We start from the raw sequence: 23,730 nt of genomic DNA on the forward strand, positions 1-23,730 counted from the left end.
CTTTTTTGCCTTGTATAATGTACCCAAGTTAGAAAGGTAGGGAATATTTTTGAAAAAGACATTTTACCACTATATGATGAAGCATCGTGCAGCTTTATTTAGTAATGAAATATCGAATTTAGCAGAGGCAATGTACGATGATTTAAGTTTTCCGAAGCAATCTGAAGATTACGATGAAATTAGTTCATACTTAGAGCTAAGTGGAATGCTAGCAAGTATGTCTATATTTGATGAAGCGTGGGAGTTATACATACAAGATAGATAAAAACTATATGAACTTTTTTGACGTGAAGCTAGTCTATTTGCTAGCTTTTTTTACGTTGTAAATAAATTTTCATATAGTGATATTTTTTATTGAAAAAATTTATGAATATACGCTTCTGTGATAAGCGTTTTTATGTAGGTTGCATATACTGTTATCAAAATCACGACGTCAAAAAAAGGAGAGATATAGATGGCAAGGAAAAAGCAACCTAAATATAACGTAGGGGACATAGTCGTGATTACGCTATATGGAACCGTTGGTAAAATCACAAATATGAAGGTTTTAGATGGAGTTTACGTATACGAAGTCAATAATCATGATGGATTTTACGTAGAGCAAACATTGCAGCATGTTACTGAGCAAGATATGAAAAAAGGTGAAACTGAGTGGATTGAATTAAACTATAATTTCACATTTGGTGATCTCGTGCAAGTAACAGGATACGATAAAGATGTGTTTCGAATTGTTGGTTTTCGTACAGAAGTATGGAGATATAAAAATGACGCATGGGAAGATACAATATATGAACTATCACGAATTACGGATGGTGAATGGTTAGAAGCGGATGAGTCAGATTTAACGTTACTTGCTAATGCTCAAACGGCAAATGCAATTTTGAAGAAAATGAAACAAGATAAAGCAGGTATGAATAAATTAGATTTAGGAAAATTAAAGTCAATTAACAACTCAAAAAAAGTGAGTGTTAAGACAAATCGTCAAGAAATCATTGATGGATTACTTGATATTTATAACGATTATCAATTGTTATTTGATACATTTAAAGATGAAGAATACAAAATTGTTATGGATGTTGTTCATAATTATTTAGTTAAATTGACAGAGAAAAAATAGTTAACTAGAAAGAGAGAATGAATTGAACAACAACATATGCAGTATAAGGTATGCCTACAACTATTAAAAAAATAAAAAGCCATTTAATAAGAGAGTCTGCCCATTGATCTTCATGCATGAACTCTTCTTTTGTTTGCCCTACTTCTTGCGTTACCTCGTATTGATATTCCATAATTATTTCCCCCTTTTGATAGCTTGTACTACCATCGTATGCATCTCGTCCAAAGGATATGACCTATAAAAAAAGAAAAACTATTTTTCTAATCTCATATACATAATTTTGAGATTTTTTCATAAAACAGAAATAAAGGAGTGATGCTCATGAAGGAAATTGAAGTCGTAATTGATACGGAAGAGATTGCGGAGTTTTTTTATGAGCAACTAATTGAAAGAGGATACGTCCCAAAACGAGAAGAAATTGAAGATCTTGCAGATATTACATTCGAGTACTTATTAGAGAAATGTATGATTGATGAAGTTTTTGATGAAGAGGATGAGTGAAAGTAACGACGGGCCTAACTCGTCGTTTTTTACTCTTTACAAACTTGTCACAAATGTAGCCAGCAATAGTTGGTATAATTAAAAGAAAATTTTACTCAAGAGGTGAAGGGATGTTCAAAAAAATTATTGATTCTTTATTAGGAAAGAAAAAATATCGTTCGTATTCTAGTAGTGATTATCGCCATAGAGGTCGCTCTTATTCAAGTAGCGATTATAAACGACGTTCATCTGGTTATGGGCATCATCATTATAAAAGAAAACGTAAAAGCCGTAGCTTCTTTTCAAGTAGCTAATGAAATGGCGTCGTATACTAGCTTTATTAGATAGACCACTACGAAAAAACACAATTGTCGCAGAACGTTATAAAATTGAATCAGTAATTGGAATGGGCAGTTATGGGGTTACATATGTCGTTAATGATTTACAAATAAATAGATATAAAGTCTTAAAACAATTAAGACAAAGTAAACAAAGATATGAGTCCGGTAGAAAATCATTTGAGCATGAGAAAATGATTTTACAAACATTAAACCATCATGCAATTCCTAGTTTATATGATCATTTCGTATGGGAGAAAAAAAGCTTTTTTGTGATGGAATATATGCCTGGTAAAAATTTCGAGGATTATATTTTCTCGGATGGGCATGTATATACAGAACGTGAAGTTTTTAAAATTTTATATGAAATATTAGAAATTGTATCAGTTTTTCATAGTAAAGGTATTATTCACCGAGATTTACGCATTCCAAACATATTAATGAAAGAAAACGAAATTAGTATTATTGATTTTGGATTGGCGAAATTGAAAGGCGAGGGGGATGAACGAGCTACAACTTATGAGGGTGAACAAGCTTTGATGCGAGAAGTTCACTTTCGTAGCGATTTTTATGCGCTTGGTCATTTCTCATTATTTTTATTATATGCAGGCTATGAATCTAATGAAAAACATGAAAAGCCATGGTATGACGAATTAACTTTGGAAAATTACAACCGTGAAATGTTGATGCGTATGTTACAAATAAAAACGCCGTACTATGAGAATGTACAAGATTTAAAAAAAGATGTAGCTTTTGCTTTAGAAAGGATGGAGGATCCATGTTTCAAAAGTTTTTAGCAAGCGTTGGTATTAGGTTTTAAAGCGCGTCATATAGAATGTGAAGAATTACCGTATCGATTACGTAAGCAAGTTCCATTTGCACAAGAATTTGAGTTTGTTCCTGTTTCCGGAGAGTATTATGGAAAATTAGATGAACTAGAATTATTAATTTTACCAAGTGCTTACGATCGCCTAGAGATTATTATGGAAGTAGACAGAAAATCTCGCGGATTAGCAGGTTTATTTGCAGAAGCACTTGATCTTGATGAGAAAGTGAGTCGCTTTACAGTAACGAATGAAGATATTCCAACGATGAAAGAAACAATTAACAATTATATTTTTTAATAAACTATGCATAAAAAAGAAATGGAGAGGAAAACTAAAACAACCGCTCCATTTTTTTGCATAGTGAGGTTATGTATGTGAAACGATATCGACATTTATACTTGTTAAGTTTTACGCTACTCATTTGTTTTGTCGTATTATCACTTTCGTATCATACCGCTTGTATTGAGAAATTTGACAATATAGTCGCACATTTTATTCAAAGTTTTCGAAACGATTATTTGACAGCCTACTTTACTTGGGTGTCTTTTATCGGTTCCAAAAGAATATATTTTCCGTTACTCATTATTCTTGTAATGTATTTTCTCGTTAGAAAAAAGTTGCTTAGTGCTTTACTTCTAACAATTAATTATTATGGATCTCGTTATTTAAACAGTATGCTTAAACTATGGTACGAGCGAGCAAGACCTGATGTAACACAGCTTGTTACTGCAACTGGATATAGTTTTCCGAGCGGTCATACGATGAATGCTACTGCTTTTTTAGGATTTATTGCATACGTCACGATTACAGAAGAACGTATTACGTTGCATAAAAAATTGTTGATTATTTTTATAGCGAGCTTTGTTGTATTATCTATTTCAGTTAGCCGAATATATCTTGGCGTTCACTATCCATCTGACATATTAGCAGGATGGGCAGCTGGCGGTAGCTGGCTCGTTTTATGTGTTATATTTCATAAAACGTTCATTAAAAAAGAACCTATGTCATAATAGGTTCTTTTTCCATTGGTTCAACATGAATGTGTGCATGATAAATGCCAAATTTTTTCCGAAGCATTGCCTCGATGTTGTCAGTAATACAGTGACTTTCTCCAACATCCATACGAGCATCTACCTCGATTGTAATATCAACGTACGTTTGATTCCCGTACATACGAGCGCGAATATCTACGATGTTTTCCACGCCACCAATATGTTCAATCGCATCAGCGTACTCTTCCATCTTATCTGGATCGATTCCATCCGTTAACATATGAGAAGATTCTATGAAAATCTCCCATGCAGTTTTACAAATAATAAGACCGACAATTAAAGCAGCAATAGGATCTAAAATAGGCATTTGGAACTGCGAACCGACAATACCTACTACTGTACCAATACTTACGAGGGCATCTGATAAATTATCCTTTGCAGCTGCTTCTAATGATTTACTTCTTGTTCGTGCTGCAATCTTTTTCGTATACAAATACACACAGTACATAACGACAGCAGAAAATAAAGCTACCCATGCAGCAAGTACATTAGGTGCAGCTTGTTTCGGATTTAAAAAAGATTGAATGGCACTAATAACAACTTCTAATCCGACCGTTGCCATAATAAAAGAAGCAACAAGTGATGCAATTTGTTCTGCACGCGAATGCCCATAAGGATGATCTGGATCACGAGGTTTCCGAGAGATTTTTAGACCAATTAATATAGCTAAAGAAGCACCGATATCCGTTAAGTTATTTAAACCGTCAGCACGTAATGCGCTAGAGAGGGTAATATAACTGATGATGATTTTCATAGAGGATAAAAATATGTAGGCCATAATGCTGACAATCGCACCTTTATCAGCTTCTTTATGAGAAAGAGTATCCATTTTAATCACTCACCTTTCTACAAGGAATTTCTTTCTATAAATAGAGTATCAAACGAAAGTCGTGTGGGTCTATACAAACATTGTTGACGTTTTATAGCTTTTTAAGAAGTGGATAACAAAGTTTCGTGAAGGAAAAATATGTTGTAAAGTGCAAAGTTAGGGTATGAACGCGATTTTTTAAGAGAGGAGAAGGGAGTTCAAATATGTACACTTCTGACAGCTAATTTTGAAAAAATAAAAACCCTCTAGAAAATATTTTTCAGAGGGTTTTCATCTTAGTATGCTTCTAAAAACTCAGTAACTTGCTCTTCAGTTTTTGCATTAGCACTATGTAAGTGGCCTAGCTTCTCGCCATTTTGATATACAAGTAAACTTGGAATACCCATTACTTGATACTCTTCAGCGATACTTGGGAACTCATCTTTATTAATAGAATACCATTCAAACTTATTGAACTCTTCCATTACTTCTCCGATAAAGTTATCCATACGAACACAATCTGGGCACCATGTAGTAAAGAACTTAACAACTACTGGCTCCTCACTTGCGATGATGTCTTTGAATTCTTGTTCTGATTTGATTTCTTTCATGTTTTGTTTCTCCTTTTTTACTATTAATATTTTAGGTTGATTAGTTGGTGTATTTGCTTTGAAACGAAAACTTCTAACGAAAGTTTTCTGTCCGAATAATTCGTTTGCAAATTGATCCACCGTAGTTTCTTAAATTCCTGGTACAACATCTCAATAAGTGTCCAGTGTGATACCTACTAAACGTTTACTTGTAATCTTTTAGATCCTAGAAACGAATATTAGGAACCTTACTTTTCTTTATAAGCTTTTTCATGAGCTGTGTCAAACTTCTGAATTGCGTGGGTTACTATTATAGGCTGAGCAAATTAAATCATAATTATTGTACCCTTTGTTATAGCATTCTTTATTTATTTTTTGAATCCATTTTTGAAATGTCTGTAAAGTAATTTCAAGTAGTACAAATGATTGATCTTTAAAATAGATGAAATCTTGGAAGCTAACAACTATCATCGATTTGTGTTTAAGTGAGTTTCCTGAAGTGTTTGTTGTGAACGAGGGGTTAGATAAACAGAGGGAGAGTATCGGTGGAAATAACAATTAATCCTAGTTGCAGGAATACATCATTAAAGGCACTGTTTTAAGAATGTATTTGGTGATGTATCCCTACATAAAGCTCATATTGCACCCTATTTTAAATTACCAACCAGGTCCCCTGAGGAAGTGCTAGAGCACCTAGGAAAATAGCGAAATTGATTAGCATAAGCATTACCTCCGGTAATAATTTTTTCTGCACCAAGAAGTTAGAAACTACTTGAATGGAGTTGGAAATTAAACCAGCAATAAATGTGGCAGTAAACCATCCTCCATCAGTACTTAGCCATTTCACTAAGGTCAGGGGTGTTTGAATTGAACAAACAGTATTTAAAACCAAAATAATATATAAATAGCTTATTATATGCGAAGGATAGTGTCAAATTAATCCATTACTTAAATCGAACTGAGAGGCACCGTATCGTATGAATCAATTGTCATTTTTCGAAGACATCGATGAAAAGGAGATGCGAAGACTTGTGGTGAAGGAGTTGAAAAACTACAAAGTATTGTGCGTCCGGATGAAGAATCAAGAAGAACAGGCTCAAGCTAGATGTGTTGTTCTTTTTCCTAAAATGAAAGGTGACGGTAAGAATCATGAGATACGTTTTAAACAAATTGAACGGACGCTAAAACATGCTCTTGATGAAGATGAACGCAGGATAATTGAGATGAAGTACCTTGGGAATCGGAAGGTTAAAGATTCGTATGTGTACAACGAATTGATGATGAAACGTGATCCGTTTTACGAGAAGAAAAGAAGTGCTATTCAGTTGATTGCTACGGCATTGGGGATTATATAACTTTTAAGTTTAGTAGGATTCTGATAATATTTGTATAGGTAAATATTCAATAGAAGGAGTGTATGTATGCTTTATGAAAGCTTAAGTAAGTTTATTGTATGTATTGCAAGAAATAATCCACAAGGAGCGAAACTATTGGGGACTGGTTTCGTAGTTGGAGAGGGATTAATTGCAACGACAATGCATGTTACAGGCGGAGATGATAGAAATCTGTGTATTTTGCCTCCTAAATATAGCTTTTTTGATTATCAAGATACCTCTGACAATCAAATCGCTTTCGCTGATGCAAAAATTCATGCGATTGATCCTATTAAAGATATTTGTATTTTATCAATTAAGTCACCTATTGCCCCAATCTATGATTTAACTGGCACAGATAATATTTTCCCTGGGTCTAATGTCAGCGTGTTTGGTTTTCCACATGCCGATTTTGATAGATTTGTTTTAACTTTACATCAGACACAAGTTGGAGCGAAAATTCTTATCGACTCTAAGGGAACAGGTATTAAAAGTAAACATATTGTGTTAAATACCCAAGCTAGACCAGGGCAATCAGGTGGCCCGGTTTTTGATTCTAATACAAACAATGTTATTGGTATGTTAATTGGATCATATGCTCCAGGAGGCGGGGGAGGAATGAGCCTTGGTGGCGTGGATCCGCATACATTACACCAAACTACTCATGTTATCTCCGCTGAATATATTAAGGAGATGATTTAAATGGACATGCATATATGGGATGTTTTAGAACCTAATGCTAATTATTTGGAAGCTTTACCAGCATACCAACGAAATACTATTGAGAAGTTGTTGGAAAATGGTTTAGACTATGAGGATGCTGCTAATGTATGGCTTTCAGCTAATGGACCTGCTAATACATTTCCGTTTGGAGCGGAGGTTAAAAAAAATTCGTTCGTGGAAAAATTGAAAGATGAAGTTGGAGCACTAATGTGTAATGAAGAAAAATATGTAGAAGAACGAAAAGAAATACTTGCTAAATGCAAAGGAGCTGGCTCTGCAATAATAACTATAATTACGGCTTATCTTGCTCCAATAGTTGGAGCAACGCCAGCTTTAATACTACCGGCAGTAGCTCTAATATTCAATGTTATTTCTAAAATTGGAGTGAATGCTTGGTGTGCATGTAGGGTAGAATCATCTAATAATTAATTTTTCACGTGATCATATACTTAGGTTTAGTTCGAATTGGCTCTGTCTATATGGCAGGGCTTTTTTATTTATCGACAAAAAAGGGGACAAACTTGGGGATGTTTTTGGGGATTTCTCAAAACAAAATCAATATTACGCTATACCTATACAGTTCTTTGGAAAAAGAATAGTGTGGGGATAGCGTAGCCCCTTTATCAAAACGTTACTCGGTCGGAATGGACGGAGAATGAAAAGGGTGAAAAGACCAAATACATTTATATATTCAGCCGCGGTGCGTAAGTGTCGTGGCTTTTGTGTTTCTTATTGAGCCTGGTAAATTTGCTGGGTTGATTGGTGATACAAAATATTTTTTTGTGAAATCCCCAAAAATGTCATTTTCAATTTGTCCATTTTATGGAATAGGTGGTAGAGTTATCTTATAGGAACCTGGGAGCCTATACATAATTGAAAATACATGATAAAGGGGAAAGAAAAATGAAAGTAATAATGAAAAATGATTATTTTGAAATTGACACAGCTAGAGAACAAGCACTGCGTAATGGAAGAGAAACGGAATTTTTATACGTAGAAAACTTAGTGAGAAAATTCCATACATTTTCAAATGACAGTATTTTTTATTCGAAAAATATGTTCGAAAAAGATAAAAATTATCAGTTATATTTCTTCCTTGAGGAAGAAGTTGTAATTGGAGAATTTATACTTGATGAGGAATGTGAAGAATTAGCAACAATAACTCGAATGAAGTATAAAAATATAGATGAGGTAAAACTGTCTTATTTGGAAGGGGATCCAAATAAGGAATTTCCTAATAAACTTGAAATTGTATTTAACACAGGGAAAACAATCGAATTAAATAGTATTGTGGATGGTAATGGTGAAAAATTGCATTCATTCATTAATAAAATTGAAAGAATTTATTCGATTTTATAAAAAGCGCCCATTTGGGTGCGTTTTCTTTTGCGCAAAACAAACTCGAATGTGGCATTATTGGAGGACCGATGTATGTATGGAAGAATTTCAAAATACGAACTAATAAACTTAATAAAATAATTTTAATGGGTATTAACAATCCGAACTCTTATATGATATTATATTTATAATATGATATAAGAGAAGGATGATTAGATGTATGTTAGAAAAGATCCTAAATTCACAAATGTTACTTCTTATATGGATGGGAAATTAAAAGAATATTGTGGTGAAAAGAGTACGGTTAAAAACATTACTTTTAAACAATGTGAAGAGTTTATTGAAAAAGCAACGCAAGATCATTCGGAAGAAGAGGTATCCCTTTTAGAGGATAGCCTAGAAATAGAGACAGATATGTATAAGCAATCTGGTCTTAAACAAACGACATTGAGTATATGGAGTTCAATTCTTGTGGGTACAACAGTAGCTATTTTTACTTTCTATAATACATACGTTCAGACTCTGTTTAATTTATTTGGGAAAGCATTCATAGATAATAGTGAAAACAAAGAAGATGCAATTAGCGAAATGCAAAAGGTATACAATGAATCTTTTCATACTTCTTTAGATCAGGTTGCAACTTTTATTTTTTACTCATTATTGTTTGGCATTAGTGCTATGTGTATGTATACCGTTTGGAGCCATAATAGAGCCATGAAAAAAAGATTGTTTTATTACAAAATAATCAAAAGATGTATAGAATTAAAGAAAAAACAGGATATAGGACAGGAAATTAAAGAAGTGGATAATAATGTTGAAAGCGCCTAAAAATAGGCGCTTTTTATTTTGTACAAAACAAACTCGAACGTGAGGTGGCAGGTGAAATGTAGATGGCGAGACAACGTAGTCCAGACCGTGATAAGGAATTCGAAATATACAAAGCAAGTAATGGTGAGAAGCCACTTGTTGAGATTGCAAAGGAATTAAACCTAAAGCCATCTCAGATCAGAAAGTGGAAATCACAAGATAAATGGGACGAACAATTAAAAGGTAACGTTACCAATGTTAAAAATCCCAAGACAAAAGCCAAGTTAAAAAGATGCTAGATGATGAAGAGCTGACGGAACAAGAGCGGCTCTTTTGTTTGTATTACGTGAAGTATTTCAACGGTACACAAGCTGCATTGAAAGCCGGTTATGCCAAGAGCATCATACATTCGAGAGATTAAAGGCGAAATGGTTGAGAATATCTTTGTGGAAGCGATGGATGTATTGAATGAGTACATCAAGATTGCTTTTGCTGATATTACGAATTAAGTAACCCTTGGTCAAAAAGTTGTAGAAGTGATGGGGCCGTTTGGAGCTGTAAAAGATGAAAAAGGTTTATACCTTAAAAATCCGAACCTTGTAACGTTTCTAACAAATTTTATGAGTGAATGAAACAACAAGCAGGAAATTCAAAAAAAGATGTAGGGGATGCAAATATGAATTTAGAGGAATTGTTATAAGAACTTATTCGTGAAGTTGTGAGAGAAGAGATTAGGGAGGCGTTATCTAAGTTCCGGTAATAATCACAACCAAATAAAGTAAGGTGGGTGAAAGAAGCGTGACTAACAAATGGTGAAAGAAACTGTTTTTAAAAAACGCCCACCCTGCATTGTTTGTGAGAAACAAGAAGGTGAGCTTCATTTAAACGAATTGGATTTGTGAAAATTGTGCCCCGAATACGCATGAACAAGGTATTGAAATAGATACCTATACCTATACCCTTTTACACCTTATTCCATAAATAAGAAAGCTGGTGGGCTTCGGATTCGAGAGCTATTAAATGATCATTATTAATAGAGTTATTCGTATGCATTCTGTTCTTTTGGATGTTAAGGACCGTATAATTCACATCGTTATATTCATTTGAAAATGTTGACTCATTTAATAATGTCAGTGTTGAGTTGATGTTATATTTATCAATTCGCTCTTTTTTTCCTTTGAAAAACAGTTTAATAAGATGCGGCTCATCATTAATGAGCAAACCGAGTTCAGGTGATGAGCGGACGATTAAATTATCTGATAACCAATGTGATTTACCTGGATCAAACCAAGAGACGTCTTTGTTTTTAATAAATTTTTTGTACTGCTTTATAACATCAATGTAGTTTTGCTTTTTCTTCTGATCAACAGTTTGTACTAATGTTTCAAAACAGTCAAAAGCTAGTTTGTTTTTATGGAATTTAATAACAGTTTCTCGTAATTGTTTCCAGTAATCAAAAACCGGGTGATATTCAGGTTGAGATTTTAGATTCTTGACAAAATTCGTTTTAGCTGCACTACCTTTCAGTGTGAAGTCTAAAAATTGTGTAAGTCCCACTTTAATTTCCGCCATGTTACACCCCCTTTCCAAACATTACTAATTCGATATTGGAAAGGGAAATCCTGCATTTTTAAGGAGGTAAACTAGATGCTAGAAAAACCGATGTTCATACACAATGGCTATTGTAAAGCTGATCCGCAAGAATGAAGAAAATACAAATTCATTTTATATATCCAGCCACGGTGCTTGAGTGCCGTGGCTTTTGTGTTTCTTATTGAGTTTGGTAATCATGGAATACTTTCTAAGAGGAGGTAACTGCAATGGATCTACACTCACTAAATGATAATAATACGAAAAAAGCATTGGAAGGGTTTTTAAAAGTAGTGGAGAAAGCTCAGAAAGAAGAGAATGAAAAATCAAAGAAACCAAATAAAGTAGATGAGTGAAGCAGGCTATCGTCAAAATGACGAATAACGTGCTTGTTTATTTTCTTTATAAAGCGCATGCACATTCTTTGATTTACAGATGTGTGATATGTGAGCATAGTGTTTTTGATAAATAATAAAATGGTTATAAGTCGGAAATAAACGAAAATGCAATTATACGAAAAAAGGTCCTGTTGTTTCCAACAGGACCTTTCCTAAAATGGCAAAGAGTAACTCTTACCTTACTCTTCTCGTATATAATACCTGAAAAAGATAGATGTGTATACAACAAGAAATTCCAATATAATTATTCGAATATAGTGTTTAAAAATAAAAGGGTGGAATTTTAAATAAGGAATTAAATTACAAACGCTGATTTATCAGGTGATACAAATGAATTCCTATCAAATTGTAGTTAATAAAGTAATATTGAGATAATAAGATATGTAATTTTGCATACCGGATTGTAAAAGCGAACAAGGGTATAAATGATCTAAATAATACGGAATTTGAGGGAGAGTAATACTAAAATTTCATTTGTTTTTTACTGTAATAAATAAATTCATTTGAATAGAAGTGAAAAATAGAGGTTTGCCTTAGTCATTTATGAAAGGCAAGAATATTTATAACCATAGGAGTAAATACACAGGTCCGATTTTTGTAATGATGGAGGGAATTGATGTGGACATAACTCAAAGCATGGTAAGAATAGTGGTGAATGGGAAGGATCTTCCGTTTATTTCAGTTAGAACTTCTGTATGGAATCAAGGACCTGTAAATGATTTAATTGTTTCGACCAACTTGAGAGTCGAGGAGCTTTATCAGTTTATGTGGTCACAAGTTCCAGTAATGCTTGCGATGTATTTTCTTCAAGGGGCGGACTTAATGAGGTTTGCTAGAATTAATGGGATTAATCAAAGTGTAACGGGAGAATATATATATCATTTCACTTGGGGGTGAAACGAATATAAAGTAGGTTAACAGTTTTTTATAAATGAAATAGAAATGGGTGGGGAGAATGTTTTATTCATGTTTTGCTTCTCAAGCAGGTATGCGACCAGCGTATGGTACATCAATAACGTTTAGCGGAGCACAAAGTACAGTTCAAGCTGTTCAACAAGCGTTACAAATGCAACAACAAATGCAAATGCAACAACAAGGTATCCAGCCGTATTATTCATCTATGGAGTATGTTTACCCAGTGCATCAAATCACACCGTATGGAAGTTCTTTTCTTACTATCCCATATGGAACTGTATTTAATTTATAAATGGAAAGTTTAATCAGTAGGGGGCAGGTAACCCAAACCGATTATTAGTCCTCACTAATTGGACATATACGGGCGACCCGGCTCCTACCTAACTTTCTCGCATGTGCCGAAATTTTTTTTGGAGTCTTATTACCCGCAAATGGCGAGGTGTATATGCAGGCGCTAAATAGTCCCCACCTACAATTTGTAATTAACTGATGAGATAATCTCCGTACATACTACAATTGTTTTTTGATGAGAAGGTACCGATTAAAGAAAAAGTGGGAATTATTTTATCATGAAAAATGATGGTTAGTGGCGCTATATGAAAGGGTACATGAACATTTACTTACGCGAATCCTGTCGTGATGTACAACGAAGTCCTATCTGTGGTTATATCGAACAGGACGATTGTCTTATAACTATTAACCTACAAATAAGATTCGAACCGTTTTTTCTAATCTTGAAAGATATTCACAGTTATAGCATCACATATTTTGTTTATAATTGTAAATAGTTATTAAAATGTATAAATGTTCTTTTTTTATTAATAAAAAAAGAAAAAAGGTAAAATAATGCAACTTTTTAATTTGTTTATTCGTGTTATATATGAAAGGAGGAGGGGGATGGAGATTGAAGAAATATATAAGGTTTATATAAACGATGTGTACCGGTATTTATTTTCCCTTTCTCGTAGCCATCACGTAGCGGAGGACTTGATGCAGGAGACTTTTTATAGGGCGTATCTTTATTTAGAAGACTATGAAAACCAAAAGGTAAAATCATGGCTATTTAAAGTGGCATATCATACGTTTATTGATTTTGTTAGGAAAGAGAAAAAAGTAACCTTTGTAGGAACGGAGGAATTAGAGACAATACAAGCAGGGGAATCCATAGAAGAGTATGTGGTCGCAAAAAATAGTTACGAAAAATTAATTCAGATTATTCATACTTTACCAGTGGTGGAGGCGCAAGTAATTTTATTATGTGACGTACATCAATTAACGTACGAAGAGGGTGCATCTGTATTAGATTTAAAGTTAAACACGTATAAAAGTCACATATTTCGCGGGAGAAAGAGATTAAAAGAATTGTTAAAGGAGGAAAAGAGTCAAAATGACAAATGATAAACCTCATTCTGAACAAGATGATTATAAAGAATTGTTACAAGAAGCTCTTCAGCAAAGACCGGCTTCACTACCTGATGGAAAACAAGAGCAAGTGTTGAAAATAGGTAAAAAAAGAGCGCGTATTACGAATATTTTAATTGTATTTACTTTTTTATTACTCATTCAACCTATTTTATATATATCTACACTCTTATATTATACATTGGCACCTACAAACGCAATGGAGATACGGAATGTAGTAAATCAAACGTTAAGTGTAACAGAACCAAATGTATTTTTGAAAGATAGGGACATGGAGCAAACATTGCTACCGCTTAGTTTGCAATTGCATTTTGATTTGTATAAAAGGGTAGGAAAGAAAGATATTCGAATAGGAGAAGAGAAAACAGATTATGTATTAAGTACAGCAACGAAAGTAAGCCGTGAATATACAACAGATGAAAAAATTCCAGAAATCCCGTATATAGATAACGAAGTATTGTCTCATCCTAATAATTATAATGCGTCCTATAATAGTAGCGAAGAAGCACAGGTATTAAAGGGTCTTCCGCAAGAGTCTGTTGTAGAAGCATTTGTGTCTTTTAGGGAATTATTAAGTGTACAAGAAGTAACAGATATGTTTCCTACTATTGATATCGTTTGGTATGCCGTTAATACAGGATTAGAGGAGAAGCAAACGAATGATGAGGGTATGTATGTAGCCCCGATTGGCTTCCCGGCAGATATGATTGCAAGTCCAAGTGGTGCTTTTGAAAGTGATTCACCTCATGAGGAACAATTTATTACTGTTTTAAAGTCATTACAGAAGCATGAAAATTTAGCAGTGAAGCTATCTAGAGCGAAAGTATTAGAGTTGTCAAAGCGAATTTCTTTCCTTGAAAAAAATGGGGTGAAAACTTATGGGGCAGTTGTAACTGGACCTAAAGGAGAAGTTGAAAAATTAATGAGCCACGAAAAAGTTAGAAAATTGAAAGTAGGTGAAGCGAGGTTATGGAATTGGCATTCTTAAAAAAAAGAAAGAATCATATGTATAAACAGGAATCGTGGATGGGGACTATTTCATTAATTATTGCCTTTTTAGCTCTAATGTATTTGAACATTATATTGCTTATTCAAGAAACATTTATAGGTAAAGGTTTTCTACAAATAGTTGGTATTGGAGTGTTGTGCTCAGTTGTAGGTATGATCACAAAAAGAAAAAGTCGAAAATATGCATTGTGGGCTTGTAGTTTATTTGTTTTTATGCTGCTGTTTGCTTTCTTTGGATTTATGTTAGGTTGGATGATAAGTTTTGGGCCATAAATATGTGGGAAAGAGCGAATGTAGATTCGCTCTTTTTTATATTGAAAGTAAAATAAATAAGAGAAGAATCTATCAAATTTGAATGGAGTGCACTATACATCTAGGTTGTGTTTTTATTGATATCTTTTTCGCTCACGTACACATAAAATAGGTGGCAAGTATAGTACTAAAATAATAGCTCGTCCAAACATTACAAGTCCCTCTTACATAATATGTAGGAATAAGCATGAAAGGGGAACTAGTATGTCTTGCTATAACTACTGTAAGTTTTGTAAAGAGTATAAAAAGAAACAGCATGATTGTTGTAAGAACACGAGTAAGTGTAATAACAACAAGGACATGCTTATAAGGGCATCAGCATTTAGAGCTAGAAATACGGTGGATCAAACGGTTCCTGCCAATACTTTTGTAAAGGTATTGTTCCAAGATGAACAATTTGATTTAGCAAATGAGTATAATCCGGCAACGTCTATTTTTATTCCGAAGACTAGAGGGGTTTACTCTATTATTGGAACGATTGGTTTCTTTCCAAACGATTTTAACTTAAATTATAGAGCTCGTGTAGAAATTCGTGTAAATGGAAACGCAGCAATAGCTATAGATAATGATTTTTTTGGTCCAATAAGTTTTGGAAATGTAGTAAGTGTTTCGACGATTATTCAATTGAATGAAGGAGATCAAGTTGAGGTTTATGCACAAAGTAGCATAGACGGAGTTTTAAGTACTTCAGAAGACGGCTCACATTTTGAAGCTGCAAGATTCCCTTCGCCAATTAAATAACGAATAGAATAAAATATTTTTCAGCATGTTTAGTTAATCCCCTTTACCAAGTGGTGGGGGGGATTATTATTGTTTTTCTAAAATATATAAGTAAATAGGCTTAATATAGTTTGTTTTAAGAGAATTTTGCATGCTAGGATGTAAGGCTGAAAGTGCTATCTTATTATGAGTAATAGATATTCTGCAGGCAATAAAAAGCCTACAACGAAACGAGTAACATGGTTGTAAAAGTTCTCTGGCATTACATTTGCTAGTCGGCGTATGGAATAGAAAAGACATCTTAATTTACAAATACATAAAAGTCCGTATAATTACGGGCTTTTTCTTAACTATATAGAAATTACATATTTAACATAAGTTTTTGTAGGTATTGTTATTGAATGGAAAGGAATAACATTAAGGCGATTACACTATATAAAAATAAAATAAATCCTAAGATGAGTAGAATCGGATGCAACTTGAACATATTTGACCTCCTTGATTATATAAAGATTTTAATACATTTATGGTCAATTAAGAAGGAAAATATTTTAGATGAATGAATACACGAATTTAACAGAGGATATTTTAAAAGAAAAAGAGCCCGATCTAGCTATCAAGCTCTTTTCTGAATGGCGTCATTTGATACGTTAAAAACTATAGCGGACTTTAAGGGGAGAGTGTCAAACCCTATTAAACTAATTTATGATCTGAGTTCACGCCCATTCATAGTTCTGAGTAGTTATTTTTTTATCAATTAATCCTCTTTGTCCAAAGCTGATAACTTCTAAGTTTTCTCTTCCTATATAGTAATTCGTACATTGGGTGTTTTCTAGCGGTGTATGCCAAGAAATTAAAAGAGCCTCTACATCGGATAATTTTTGCTCAGAATACTTACCTCCATTAGGAAATTCTAAAATCCCTAGCCTCACATGAATTCCTCTTGCTCCATGAATCCAATCTTTGTAATGTTCATGTAATCGTTTCGAAAAACTTCTTTTTGTTTTTCCGATGTATAGTAATTTTTCCTTTCCACGATACACTCTATAAATTGCATATATACCTTTTGAAAAAGCTTCTTCATAATGATTGATTTCAGATAAATTATAAAGTTTAGACCACCTAATATGTACAACAGTCATACGTTCGCCCCTTTTATCGAGATATTAAAATAAAACATTTTCTTTCAATTTCTCAAAAATCGAAAGAAAATGCAAGGATTATAGTGAACATATAATAAATAAAGGAGGATTGTTACACCTTGATTAGATTGCTTATAAGTAGCAGGTGGGTTTACCACCCATGAAATATAAGAGTGAACAAGCTTATGTACAGGATGAGGGATAAATAAAAAAAGAGCATACATAAAAAGTACGCTCTAAAGAAAGATAGGTTTTATGAGTGGATAATCTCCATACGATAATATATGCTCGGTTAATAAAAACGTGTGAAAAATCAATAGATTATCAAAGGAATATCATGAAATGAGTAATTTTAGTCTTTTACCGAAGTCGTTTAGTTAACCCAATTGTAGATTGAATGGATTAGCAATTTGATAAAGATCGCACTTCAGTTTCGTATTTCTTATAGTTTGGATATTGCGTAATAGTTTGGCACTTAGGTGTGGAAAGTTGATTAATTATAGAAACATTTGTAATTACCTCGTTACAAGGACCGAAAAATGTAATTTTCAGCTTTGAATTTGGTGGAACTTTGACCACGATAGGTTTTTTTTTCATAAAATCAGCTCCTCATCTGCAGTATCATATACTGCGCTTTTTCGTTCAGATTATAAAGGTGTATTAATATAATATGAAATTTTAGTTGAGTTGATAACGATATGGAGCTTTATGGCGTGGTAAGAATGTGGAAAATGCACTGGAAACTGAGAATGTTTTATAAAATGTTTAATCGATATAATAGGTAAAAGTAAAAAATAAGTAATTTATCTAATACACTTTTTTCTTTGATACATATTATAATAGTAAGAATTGTATTAGGAGGTAATGAAAGAGTGCAAGAAAATGTACAAGCTCAGCTTTCACCACCGTGGATCACATATTTCAATGAGTTAAAAAATTCAATTGGTGCTGATCCAACTATTTCAGTTGGCCCGCTAATTCCAGTTGGCGGGAATTATATTATTTTAGTGCATGCGTTAAGTAATGAAAAAGCGATAGCGTTAGCAACGCTTCTAAAATCTTTTGTTGAATTTGGGAATGTAAGTGTAACAGTTATTGTAACGAATAATGAAAATAACATTGTAAATCCACTTCCATGTCCACTAGATGCATTTGAAATTGCTCATTTATTTCAAGTGGCGTTAGAAAATAATCCTTATTTTGAACAAGTTGTTGTACAGCCGCAGCTCCCTGGTGGATCAAATGTTGTCTTTCCAGTTTTTGCTGCGCAAGTGATTCAATTTTTTAATGATGATATTTCAAATTTATGTCAAACATTTACTGGTGTTGCTGCAAATGTATTTCATGATGTAATGAACGATGACATTTGTGATATCCCAATTTTATTCTCCACAAGCTGTGTTCCGAGCGGCGAGAGTGAACAATTACAAAATACAGATTTGACACCAAAACTGTTTTACTAGATTGTAAGTAGACATTTTCTTTAATAGAAAATGTCTTTTTTGTATGCATTAACGATACAGTGTCTAGCTAATTGCGGATGGTGACTGAAATTTCCACTGATAAATATATAGCGTATAAAGATAGTATGTTTCATGTGAAAATATATAAGAAATGAAAGAAAAATTATTTTCGTTAATATAGAGTAACCGTAAGAAACACAGGAAGTTAGCTGTCATACATATGTTTATTAGCCTAAAGAAGATTAATATCGATGGGTTTTAATAATGAAAACGTTTCTAATAATAGCGCTAATGAAAGGTTAATGAATTGATATTATTTACTAATAGATGATAGTGCATATTTAGAATTTGTGAATGGACGGAATGAAAAATAAATAAAATTAGTGGAGGTTTAATTAAAAGGTTATACGTTTTTGAAAAATAATATAGATTCTCCTTATTTATATTATAGAAAGCTAGTACTAGGCATAAGGAGCTTTCTATAAGACAAGCTGTGAATATGATAATAAAAAGGGGATGATTTGTATTGGGGTATATTATCGATATTTCAAAATGGAATGGAACGATTAATTGGGATATTGCAACACCTCAGCTAGATTTAGTTATTGCTAGAGTTCAAGATGGGTCGAATATGGTAGATTTTATGTATCAAAATTATGTGAATGAAATGAAGAAACGCAGTATTCCATTTGGTAATTATGCATTTTGTCGCTTCATTTCTATTGCTGATGCAAGGAAAGAGGCACAAGATTTTTGGAATCGCGGAGATAAGTCTGCTAAGTTTTGGGTGGTGGACGCAGAAATTCAAACGATGATGGATATGCAAGGGGGGACACAAGCGTTTATAGATGAATTACGCCGTTTAGGTGCGAAAAAAGTAGGGCTATATGTGGGGCATCATACGTATGTATCATTTGGTGCACGTAATATTGAAGTTGATTTTGTATGGATACCTCGTTATGGAGGGAATAAGCCAGCATATCCATGTGATATTTGGCAATATACTGATTCAGGAAATGTTCCTGGTATTGGGAAATGCGATTTGAATCAATTAATAGGAAATAAGTCGCTTTCTTGGTTTATAGGCTCAGATGAAGTAAATCAATCTATTCTATCTGACAAAGAGGATACGCAGCAACCAAATGGTATTGGTATTGCAGTTTCAAAATATGATGATGGGTATGGCATAAACGTATATGAAAATCCTGCGAATCCTCAGTTTACAGGTACAATCACTCAAAAAACGCCATATGTAGTCATACGTGGTTATTGGGAAGGTGAAGATAAAAATATGATTTGCTTAGGCAATGATAAACAGTGGGTATATGTAAAACATTTTGATGTGAAATGGTTTTATGCATCTTCAAAATATCCCGTTGGGTATGGGGTTAACTACTATGCAGAGCCTGAATGTATAAACAATAAAGGAAATATTGATGGGTCAAAATCTTTTCGTGTGTGGGACAGAGCGAAAAATGCGGTAGATATCGGGCAAAATAATTGGATATTGGAAGAACATTTAAATATTAAGCACTTATAAGTAAACAAATGTTTTAGGAATACGTAAAGGGTTATCTTGCTGATACATAGTAAGATGACCTTTAATTATTGAAAAAAGAACAAGATCCATAGTTCAATCAAATGAAATGAATTACATGTGGAAAACACATTGTTAACACAAGTACATTGTATAGTTATTCTTATATAATAATAAAAGTGAGGTATTTTGAATTGAAAAAGAAAAAGCTATTTGTAGGAACAATTATTTCATGTGTAGTACTGGCATTATCTGCATGTGGTTCCTCAGACAACGTAGTAACATCAAAAGTAGGAAATGTTACAGAGAAAGAGTTAAGTAAAGAATTAAGACAAAAATATGGGGAAAGTACTTTATACCAAATGGTGTTAAGTAAGGCGTTGCTAGATAAATATAAAGTTTCAGATGAGGAAGCAAAAAAACAAGTAGAAGAAGCAAAAGATAAAATGGGCGACAACTTCAAATCGACTTTAGAGCAAGTTGGATTGAAAAACGAAGATGAATTAAAAGAAAAAATGAAGCCAGAAATTGCATTTGAGAAAGCGATTAAAGCGACTGTCACAGAAAAAGATGTAAAAGATAACTATAAACCAGAGATTAAGGTAAGTCACATTTTAGTGAAAGATGAAAAGACTGCTAAAGAAGTGAAAGAGAAAGTAAATAATGGTGAAGACTTTGCGGCTTTAGCGAAGCAATACTCAGAGGATACCGGTTCCAAAGAACAAGGCGGAGAAATAGCTGGTTTTGCACCAGGGCAAACGGTGAAAGAATTTGAGGAAGCTGCATATAAATTAGATGCAGGACAAGTAAGTGATCCAGTAAAAACAACTTACGGTTACCATATTATTAAAGTGACAGATAAAAAAGAATTGAAGCCATTTGATGAAGTGAAAGATGATATTCGTAAAGATTTAGAACAGCAAAGACTACAAGACACGACAGGTAAATGGAAGCAACAAGTAGTCAATGATTTATTGAAAGATGCTGATATTAAGGTGAATGATAAAGAGTTTAAAAAGACATTTGAATTTCTAGAAAAGAAATAATGACTGTAATTAGAAAAGGGAACCTTTAAAGGTTCCCTTTTCTAGTTAGTGTGTGAGTTATAAATAGATAGTAAGACAATACAATATTACATATAAATATTAAGAATTACAATGGAAATTTATGTAATTGTCTTGAAGTAGGTTAATCATTACTTCGTAGAATATTGATATTATAATGTTTTGTTTCATCTCATTAAATATAAAACGAATTAATTAATTTTAGCCCATTATTTGTAGGCAGTAAGATTTGCGTAGGCTAATTATTAGTCAGGAATGAACAAAGCTTGAGTGGATTAAAGTTTCACTTTACCCCACTTTAATGGGCAGTAAGACCCCCATCTCAAAATTCAGCGAAAGCAAAGAAGTTAGGTGGGGGGCGGGCTGCCCATAAAAGTCCGATTGGTTCAACTAATAATCAGTGGGGGATGAAGAAAACCCCCACTGATTAAAGTTTCACTTTATAGAAGTGGATAAACATAATTTGCAGAATGAAACATACAATAAGATTGAAATATATTGACGTTAAATGAAGTGAAAAGCAGAGCATTCTATTAAGATGGATGTTCTTTTTAGTATGAAATTTTAAGGAGAAGAATGAATACTTTTAAATGAATTATTGAATAGATAAATAAATTATGTAGGGGGAGAAAATGTGAAAGTAATTTTTCAAAGAGAAGACGGAGGAAAAATTTTTGAATCGTATGATGAAGATATAAATAACCTATTAGCTATTTTAAAAGAAACGAAAGGGATTAAAATCGGGATGGTTGAATATGAGGTATTAAAATACGAATTAGAGTATTTTCGAAACCCGAAAAAAGCAGTAACAGAGAGGGAGTTACATATAATAGTACAACCAAAATATATTTAATAATTAGAGTGAATTATTAATGAATAGTTTTATGCAGTATGTACGAAAAGAGAGTGTTTAAATTGCTCTCTTTTCATAGAAATTCATAAGGAACGAATGGAGGTCCATTATAAATCCCTTAAATTTTGTGAGTTCGTTCTTTATAATATATGCTTTCATTTATAGATGGTTAATAAACTCGAAAAAATTAAAACTTTTTAGTTGATCTTTTCACCTCCCATTTAATAGGAAGTGAAAAGATCATTTGATGAAGAAAAAATAAATCTCTTCTCAAAAGAACGTAAGTTCGTGTATAATTAGAACGAATGTTCTTTTTAGTGTAGATAGTATAAGATTTAGAAATAAAGTGAAACTGTAATTAGCGGGTGTTTACGGGGAGTTGATTTTCGACTTACTTTCCTTGTATGTCTTGAATTTTGAGGTAGGAGATTTCTTACCTGTTCATGCGGGAGAAATATGAGCCGAGCAATTATTAAAGAATAATCGAAGCACAATATGTTTGAAATAGAATGGATAAATAATCGAGGAGATAGAGAAATGAATGATGTAAAGATGCAAAGAGCAAAAAGAGAATGGGTTCCATTTACAGTAATGTCGGAACAGTTATTAAGTATGCGAAAGGTTATTGGGGAGAAATTTAAAGTACAAAAACCATTCTTAACAAAAGAAGCAAAAGAGGGAATTTCTGATAAATTATTAATGTCATTATTGTCTGAGAAAGAAATATTGGTGACATATTTTGAAGATGGGTACATACTTACAAGCTATATGACAGTTGTACATATAAATCCGCTAAAGCGCATTGTAATGTGTACTGACGCGTTTTATAAAACTTACGTATTTAATACTACGGATATTATTGAAATAACGTAAAGTAAGCTAAAATTTAACTTTTAGCTTACTTTACGTTATGTTAGATGTGGAACAGAAAAAATGAAACGGAAAAGCAGCTAGCTTCATACTAGCTGCTAAGCCCCAGGGAAAGGGAGAAAAAGATAGGGTACTCCAAAAATCAACAATAGCTGTATAACAGCCTGATTATAGTATGGACAAATTTAAAATTCTTAAACAGAACGATGAAAAAATAGGGTTAAGCTGTACCGACTTGGTTTTGATCCGCAAGGTCAGAATCAAACGTATTAGTCGCACTCACACCATTAAAAGTATTAACAACAAAACCAACGTTGGAAGCGCCAGATCCATTATAAGCCTTCGTATTTTCTTTTGGAGAAACGTTGTAGAAATCACCTAAGTTAAATGAACCGTTACTATTTTGTACAACTAAATTCCCTACAACTGAGGGCATAGTTTTCACCCACTTTACAATCATTTGTTAACACTACTATATGGTCTTATAGTCCAAATGGTTCATCTAACAAAAATTGCGGAATAGTAAAACGTTTGAAGTGTAGCTTAATCCCATAATAAAAGTGTGTTAAACTGAATGTAAGGTTACGTAATTAAAAATGAAAATTGTATAATTATCATATACGAAAACAAAGGAGGCAAAATGTAATGAATAATGTTATAAAAAAAGTAGATTTAACAGATGCAAAGTCAAGTAATCTTGTTGCACTTATTTATAGCAATGAAGTTATATTGATTGAAGAAGCATTTTGTCCAAATGAAATAAAATTAAAGTTTAATGAAATTGCAATTTTATCGGCTATTAAAACGGCGCATATAATGAAAGTATCCATTAGAAAAGAGCTTGACGCGTTTTTTCATGATACGGGTGTTTTATTGGTGAAGCATAGTGCTGAGTATGGAAACAGTCAATCTATCACTATGCATTTTGAACAATTTAAAAAGTTACAACATGAGATTGAGTATTTAAGTAAAAGTATGTAATA

The 23,730-nt window shown here is 33.0% G+C and carries 31 protein-coding genes and 3 pseudogenes; 26 read left to right on the forward strand and 8 right to left on the reverse strand.

What is annotated here, in order from left to right; all coding sequences use genetic code 11:
- Positions 1–49: 49 nt before the first annotated feature.
- Together MKY00_RS11580 and MKY00_RS11585 are read left to right on the forward strand one after the other, a co-directional pair.
- A complete protein-coding gene (locus MKY00_RS11580; protein ID WP_000750723.1) occupies positions 50–265 on the forward strand; it encodes a YozE family protein in 216 nt (71 codons plus the stop codon).
- 189 nt (positions 266–454) lie between these two features.
- Positions 455–1,117: a hypothetical protein gene (locus tag MKY00_RS11585; RefSeq protein WP_000101501.1), complete on the forward strand. Its 663-nt coding sequence runs from the start codon at positions 455–457 to the stop codon at positions 1,115–1,117.
- Between the two features lie 4 nt (positions 1,118–1,121).
- Here the strand turns inward: MKY00_RS11585 and MKY00_RS11590 are convergent, their stop codons facing one another.
- A complete protein-coding gene (locus MKY00_RS11590; RefSeq protein WP_011040294.1) occupies positions 1,122–1,289 on the reverse strand; it encodes a DUF3930 family protein in 168 nt (55 codons plus the stop codon).
- A gap of 149 nt (positions 1,290–1,438) precedes the next feature.
- Between MKY00_RS11590 and MKY00_RS11595 the strand changes: the two genes are divergently transcribed.
- The 5 genes and pseudogenes from MKY00_RS11595 to MKY00_RS11615 all read left to right on the forward strand — a co-directional run bounded on the left by MKY00_RS11595 (position 1,439) and on the right by MKY00_RS11615 (position 3,772).
- Entirely contained in the window at positions 1,439–1,618 is a 180-nt protein-coding gene (locus MKY00_RS11595; RefSeq protein WP_000658451.1) for a YozD family protein, read from the forward strand.
- A 110-nt stretch (positions 1,619–1,728) separates the two neighbouring features.
- Positions 1,729–1,911 carry a hypothetical protein gene (locus tag MKY00_RS11600; RefSeq protein ID WP_000473370.1) on the forward strand — a complete coding sequence of 61 codons (183 nt, stop codon included), beginning with the start codon at positions 1,729–1,731 and terminating at the stop codon, positions 1,909–1,911.
- Positions 1,911–2,732, forward strand: coding sequence for a serine/threonine protein kinase (locus tag MKY00_RS11605; protein ID WP_000872048.1), 822 nt, complete (start codon positions 1,911–1,913; stop codon positions 2,730–2,732). The genes MKY00_RS11600 and MKY00_RS11605 overlap by 1 nt, the downstream gene beginning before the upstream one ends.
- 12 nt (positions 2,733–2,744) lie before the next feature.
- Positions 2,745–3,059, forward strand: a pseudogene (locus MKY00_RS11610) (sporulation protein); the annotation flags it as partial.
- 77 nt (positions 3,060–3,136) lie between these two features.
- Complete coding sequence (locus MKY00_RS11615) at positions 3,137–3,772, forward strand: phosphatase PAP2 family protein (protein WP_000833365.1); 636 nt, start codon at positions 3,137–3,139, stop codon at positions 3,770–3,772.
- On the opposite strand, the gene MKY00_RS11620 is transcribed toward MKY00_RS11615, so the two are convergent.
- The 3 genes and pseudogenes from MKY00_RS11620 to MKY00_RS11630 all read right to left on the reverse strand — a co-directional run bounded on the left by MKY00_RS11620 (position 3,762) and on the right by MKY00_RS11630 (position 5,683).
- Positions 3,762–4,643, reverse strand: coding sequence for a cation diffusion facilitator family transporter (locus tag MKY00_RS11620; RefSeq protein WP_016717402.1), 882 nt, complete (start codon positions 4,641–4,643; stop codon positions 3,762–3,764). The two genes, MKY00_RS11615 and MKY00_RS11620, sit on opposite strands and share 11 nt — an antisense overlap.
- Before the next feature lie 275 nt (positions 4,644–4,918).
- On the reverse strand, positions 4,919–5,233 hold the full coding sequence (locus tag MKY00_RS11625) for a thioredoxin family protein (protein WP_016717403.1): 315 nt from the start codon (positions 5,231–5,233) through the stop codon (positions 4,919–4,921).
- Between the two features lie 129 nt (positions 5,234–5,362).
- Positions 5,363–5,683 (reverse strand): annotated as a pseudogene (locus MKY00_RS11630) (site-specific integrase).
- 506 nt (positions 5,684–6,189) lie between these two features.
- On the opposite strand from MKY00_RS11630, the gene MKY00_RS11635 reads away from it, so the two are divergent.
- From MKY00_RS11635 to MKY00_RS11660, 6 genes and pseudogenes are all read left to right on the forward strand, one after another.
- Positions 6,190–6,567 (forward strand): ArpU family phage packaging/lysis transcriptional regulator, encoded by a 378-nt coding sequence (locus MKY00_RS11635; protein ID WP_016717404.1) that lies wholly within the window; start codon positions 6,190–6,192, stop codon positions 6,565–6,567.
- A 66-nt stretch (positions 6,568–6,633) separates the two neighbouring features.
- Positions 6,634–7,287 (forward strand): S1 family peptidase, encoded by a 654-nt coding sequence (locus MKY00_RS11640; protein WP_016717405.1) that lies wholly within the window; start codon positions 6,634–6,636, stop codon positions 7,285–7,287.
- Positions 7,288–7,737 carry a hypothetical protein gene (locus MKY00_RS11645; RefSeq protein WP_016717406.1) on the forward strand — a complete coding sequence of 150 codons (450 nt, stop codon included), beginning with the start codon at positions 7,288–7,290 and terminating at the stop codon, positions 7,735–7,737.
- 474 nt (positions 7,738–8,211) lie between these two features.
- The gene (locus MKY00_RS11650; protein ID WP_016717407.1) at positions 8,212–8,667 is read left to right on the forward strand and encodes a DUF3908 family protein; all 456 of its coding nucleotides are present in this window, start codon (positions 8,212–8,214) and stop codon (positions 8,665–8,667) included.
- A 195-nt stretch (positions 8,668–8,862) separates the two neighbouring features.
- Positions 8,863–9,474, forward strand: coding sequence for a hypothetical protein (locus MKY00_RS11655; protein ID WP_016717408.1), 612 nt, complete (start codon positions 8,863–8,865; stop codon positions 9,472–9,474).
- 62 nt (positions 9,475–9,536) lie between these two features.
- Positions 9,537–10,028: pseudogene (locus tag MKY00_RS11660) on the forward strand (terminase small subunit); the annotation flags it as partial.
- A gap of 388 nt (positions 10,029–10,416) precedes the next feature.
- On the opposite strand, the gene MKY00_RS11665 reads toward MKY00_RS11660, so the two are convergent.
- A complete protein-coding gene (locus MKY00_RS11665) occupies positions 10,417–11,025 on the reverse strand; it encodes a hypothetical protein (RefSeq protein ID WP_016717409.1) in 609 nt (202 codons plus the stop codon).
- Between the two features lie 248 nt (positions 11,026–11,273).
- Here MKY00_RS11665 and MKY00_RS11670 point away from each other — a divergent pair, with 248 nt between their 5' ends.
- The 7 genes from MKY00_RS11670 (at position 11,274) to MKY00_RS11700 (ending at position 15,839) form a co-directional block, all read left to right on the forward strand.
- Positions 11,274–11,399, forward strand: a complete 126-nt coding sequence (locus MKY00_RS11670; RefSeq protein ID WP_016717410.1) for a hypothetical protein — start codon at positions 11,274–11,276, stop codon at positions 11,397–11,399.
- A gap of 585 nt (positions 11,400–11,984) precedes the next feature.
- A complete protein-coding gene (locus MKY00_RS11675; protein WP_016717411.1) occupies positions 11,985–12,338 on the forward strand; it encodes a hypothetical protein in 354 nt (117 codons plus the stop codon).
- A 58-nt stretch (positions 12,339–12,396) separates the two neighbouring features.
- Positions 12,397–12,648, forward strand: coding sequence for a DUF3947 family protein (locus MKY00_RS11680; RefSeq protein ID WP_016717412.1), 252 nt, complete (start codon positions 12,397–12,399; stop codon positions 12,646–12,648).
- 605 nt (positions 12,649–13,253) lie between these two features.
- Complete coding sequence (locus MKY00_RS11685) at positions 13,254–13,754, forward strand: sigma-70 family RNA polymerase sigma factor (RefSeq protein WP_016717413.1); 501 nt, start codon at positions 13,254–13,256, stop codon at positions 13,752–13,754.
- Positions 13,744–14,766, forward strand: a complete 1,023-nt coding sequence (locus tag MKY00_RS11690) for an anti-sigma factor (protein WP_016717414.1) — start codon at positions 13,744–13,746, stop codon at positions 14,764–14,766. The genes MKY00_RS11685 and MKY00_RS11690 overlap by 11 nt, the downstream gene beginning before the upstream one ends.
- Positions 14,748–15,059, forward strand: coding sequence for a hypothetical protein (locus MKY00_RS11695; protein WP_016717415.1), 312 nt, complete (start codon positions 14,748–14,750; stop codon positions 15,057–15,059). The genes MKY00_RS11690 and MKY00_RS11695 overlap by 19 nt, the downstream gene beginning before the upstream one ends.
- Positions 15,060–15,302: 243 nt before the next feature.
- Positions 15,303–15,839 (forward strand): C1q-like domain-containing protein, encoded by a 537-nt coding sequence (locus tag MKY00_RS11700; protein WP_016717416.1) that lies wholly within the window; start codon positions 15,303–15,305, stop codon positions 15,837–15,839.
- A 695-nt stretch (positions 15,840–16,534) separates the two neighbouring features.
- Here MKY00_RS11700 and MKY00_RS11705 read toward each other — a convergent pair.
- Complete coding sequence (locus MKY00_RS11705) at positions 16,535–16,960, reverse strand: GIY-YIG nuclease family protein (RefSeq protein WP_016717418.1); 426 nt, start codon at positions 16,958–16,960, stop codon at positions 16,535–16,537.
- Between the two features lie 402 nt (positions 16,961–17,362).
- Positions 17,363–17,557 carry a hypothetical protein gene (locus tag MKY00_RS11710; protein WP_016717419.1) on the reverse strand — a complete coding sequence of 65 codons (195 nt, stop codon included), beginning with the start codon at positions 17,555–17,557 and terminating at the stop codon, positions 17,363–17,365.
- Positions 17,558–17,832: 275 nt separating this feature from the next.
- Here MKY00_RS11710 and MKY00_RS11715 point away from each other — a divergent pair, with 275 nt between their 5' ends.
- The 5 genes from MKY00_RS11715 to MKY00_RS11735 all read left to right on the forward strand — a co-directional run bounded on the left by MKY00_RS11715 (position 17,833) and on the right by MKY00_RS11735 (position 22,750).
- Positions 17,833–18,423 (forward strand): hypothetical protein, encoded by a 591-nt coding sequence (locus tag MKY00_RS11715; RefSeq protein WP_016717420.1) that lies wholly within the window; start codon positions 17,833–17,835, stop codon positions 18,421–18,423.
- 526 nt (positions 18,424–18,949) lie between these two features.
- Complete coding sequence (locus MKY00_RS11720; protein WP_016717421.1) at positions 18,950–19,963, forward strand: glycoside hydrolase family 25 protein; 1,014 nt, start codon at positions 18,950–18,952, stop codon at positions 19,961–19,963.
- 191 nt (positions 19,964–20,154) lie between these two features.
- Complete coding sequence (locus MKY00_RS11725) at positions 20,155–21,006, forward strand: peptidylprolyl isomerase PrsA (RefSeq protein ID WP_016717422.1); 852 nt, start codon at positions 20,155–20,157, stop codon at positions 21,004–21,006.
- A gap of 652 nt (positions 21,007–21,658) precedes the next feature.
- Positions 21,659–21,877, forward strand: coding sequence for a hypothetical protein (locus tag MKY00_RS11730; RefSeq protein WP_000864286.1), 219 nt, complete (start codon positions 21,659–21,661; stop codon positions 21,875–21,877).
- 537 nt (positions 21,878–22,414) lie between these two features.
- A complete protein-coding gene (locus MKY00_RS11735) occupies positions 22,415–22,750 on the forward strand; it encodes a YolD-like family protein (protein ID WP_001000621.1) in 336 nt (111 codons plus the stop codon).
- 217 nt (positions 22,751–22,967) lie between these two features.
- Here MKY00_RS11735 and gerPF read toward each other — a convergent pair whose 3' ends face one another.
- Complete coding sequence (gene gerPF / locus MKY00_RS11740) at positions 22,968–23,183, reverse strand: spore germination protein GerPF (RefSeq protein ID WP_001141565.1); 216 nt, start codon at positions 23,181–23,183, stop codon at positions 22,968–22,970.
- A gap of 209 nt (positions 23,184–23,392) precedes the next feature.
- Here gerPF and MKY00_RS11745 point away from each other — a divergent pair, with 209 nt between their 5' ends.
- Complete coding sequence (locus MKY00_RS11745; protein ID WP_001066864.1) at positions 23,393–23,728, forward strand: hypothetical protein; 336 nt, start codon at positions 23,393–23,395, stop codon at positions 23,726–23,728.
- Positions 23,729–23,730 lie beyond the last annotated feature (2 nt).

The sequence above is a fragment of the Bacillus sp. FSL R9-9834 genome, from assembly GCF_038006905.1.
GTDB lineage: Bacteria > Bacillota > Bacilli > Bacillales > Bacillaceae_G > Bacillus_A > Bacillus_A pacificus.

Bases quoted from the DNA above. Each gene is read 5' to 3' on its own strand.
- MKY00_RS11585 (WP_000101501.1), top strand. From the start codon at position 455: ATGGCAAGGAAAAAGCAACCTAAATATAACGTAGGGGACATAGTCGTG.
- MKY00_RS11590 (WP_011040294.1), bottom strand. From the start codon at position 1,289: ATGGAATATCAATACGAGGTAACGCAAGAAGTAGGGCAAACAAAAGAA.
- MKY00_RS11595 (WP_000658451.1), top strand. From the start codon at position 1,439: ATGAAGGAAATTGAAGTCGTAATTGATACGGAAGAGATTGCGGAGTTT.
- MKY00_RS11600 (WP_000473370.1), top strand. From the start codon at position 1,729: ATGTTCAAAAAAATTATTGATTCTTTATTAGGAAAGAAAAAATATCGT.
- MKY00_RS11605 (WP_000872048.1), top strand. From the start codon at position 1,911: ATGAAATGGCGTCGTATACTAGCTTTATTAGATAGACCACTACGAAAA.
- MKY00_RS11620 (WP_016717402.1), bottom strand. From the start codon at position 4,643: ATGGATACTCTTTCTCATAAAGAAGCTGATAAAGGTGCGATTGTCAGC.
- MKY00_RS11625 (WP_016717403.1), bottom strand. From the start codon at position 5,233: ATGAAAGAAATCAAATCAGAACAAGAATTCAAAGACATCATCGCAAGT.
- MKY00_RS11635 (WP_016717404.1), top strand. From the start codon at position 6,190: ATGAATCAATTGTCATTTTTCGAAGACATCGATGAAAAGGAGATGCGA.
- MKY00_RS11640 (WP_016717405.1), top strand. From the start codon at position 6,634: ATGCTTTATGAAAGCTTAAGTAAGTTTATTGTATGTATTGCAAGAAAT.
- MKY00_RS11645 (WP_016717406.1), top strand. From the start codon at position 7,288: ATGGACATGCATATATGGGATGTTTTAGAACCTAATGCTAATTATTTG.
- MKY00_RS11650 (WP_016717407.1), top strand. From the start codon at position 8,212: ATGAAAGTAATAATGAAAAATGATTATTTTGAAATTGACACAGCTAGA.
- MKY00_RS11655 (WP_016717408.1), top strand. From the start codon at position 8,863: ATGTATGTTAGAAAAGATCCTAAATTCACAAATGTTACTTCTTATATG.
- MKY00_RS11665 (WP_016717409.1), bottom strand. From the start codon at position 11,025: ATGGCGGAAATTAAAGTGGGACTTACACAATTTTTAGACTTCACACTG.
- MKY00_RS11670 (WP_016717410.1), top strand. From the start codon at position 11,274: ATGGATCTACACTCACTAAATGATAATAATACGAAAAAAGCATTGGAA.
- MKY00_RS11675 (WP_016717411.1), top strand. From the start codon at position 11,985: ATGAAAGGCAAGAATATTTATAACCATAGGAGTAAATACACAGGTCCG.
- MKY00_RS11680 (WP_016717412.1), top strand. From the start codon at position 12,397: ATGTTTTATTCATGTTTTGCTTCTCAAGCAGGTATGCGACCAGCGTAT.
- MKY00_RS11685 (WP_016717413.1), top strand. From the start codon at position 13,254: ATGGAGATTGAAGAAATATATAAGGTTTATATAAACGATGTGTACCGG.
- MKY00_RS11690 (WP_016717414.1), top strand. From the start codon at position 13,744: ATGACAAATGATAAACCTCATTCTGAACAAGATGATTATAAAGAATTG.
- MKY00_RS11695 (WP_016717415.1), top strand. From the start codon at position 14,748: ATGGAATTGGCATTCTTAAAAAAAAGAAAGAATCATATGTATAAACAG.
- MKY00_RS11700 (WP_016717416.1), top strand. From the start codon at position 15,303: ATGTCTTGCTATAACTACTGTAAGTTTTGTAAAGAGTATAAAAAGAAA.
- MKY00_RS11705 (WP_016717418.1), bottom strand. From the start codon at position 16,960: ATGACTGTTGTACATATTAGGTGGTCTAAACTTTATAATTTATCTGAA.
- MKY00_RS11710 (WP_016717419.1), bottom strand. From the start codon at position 17,557: ATGAAAAAAAAACCTATCGTGGTCAAAGTTCCACCAAATTCAAAGCTG.
- MKY00_RS11735 (WP_001000621.1), top strand. From the start codon at position 22,415: ATGAATGATGTAAAGATGCAAAGAGCAAAAAGAGAATGGGTTCCATTT.
- gerPF (WP_001141565.1), bottom strand. From the start codon at position 23,183: ATGCCCTCAGTTGTAGGGAATTTAGTTGTACAAAATAGTAACGGTTCA.
- MKY00_RS11745 (WP_001066864.1), top strand. From the start codon at position 23,393: ATGAATAATGTTATAAAAAAAGTAGATTTAACAGATGCAAAGTCAAGT.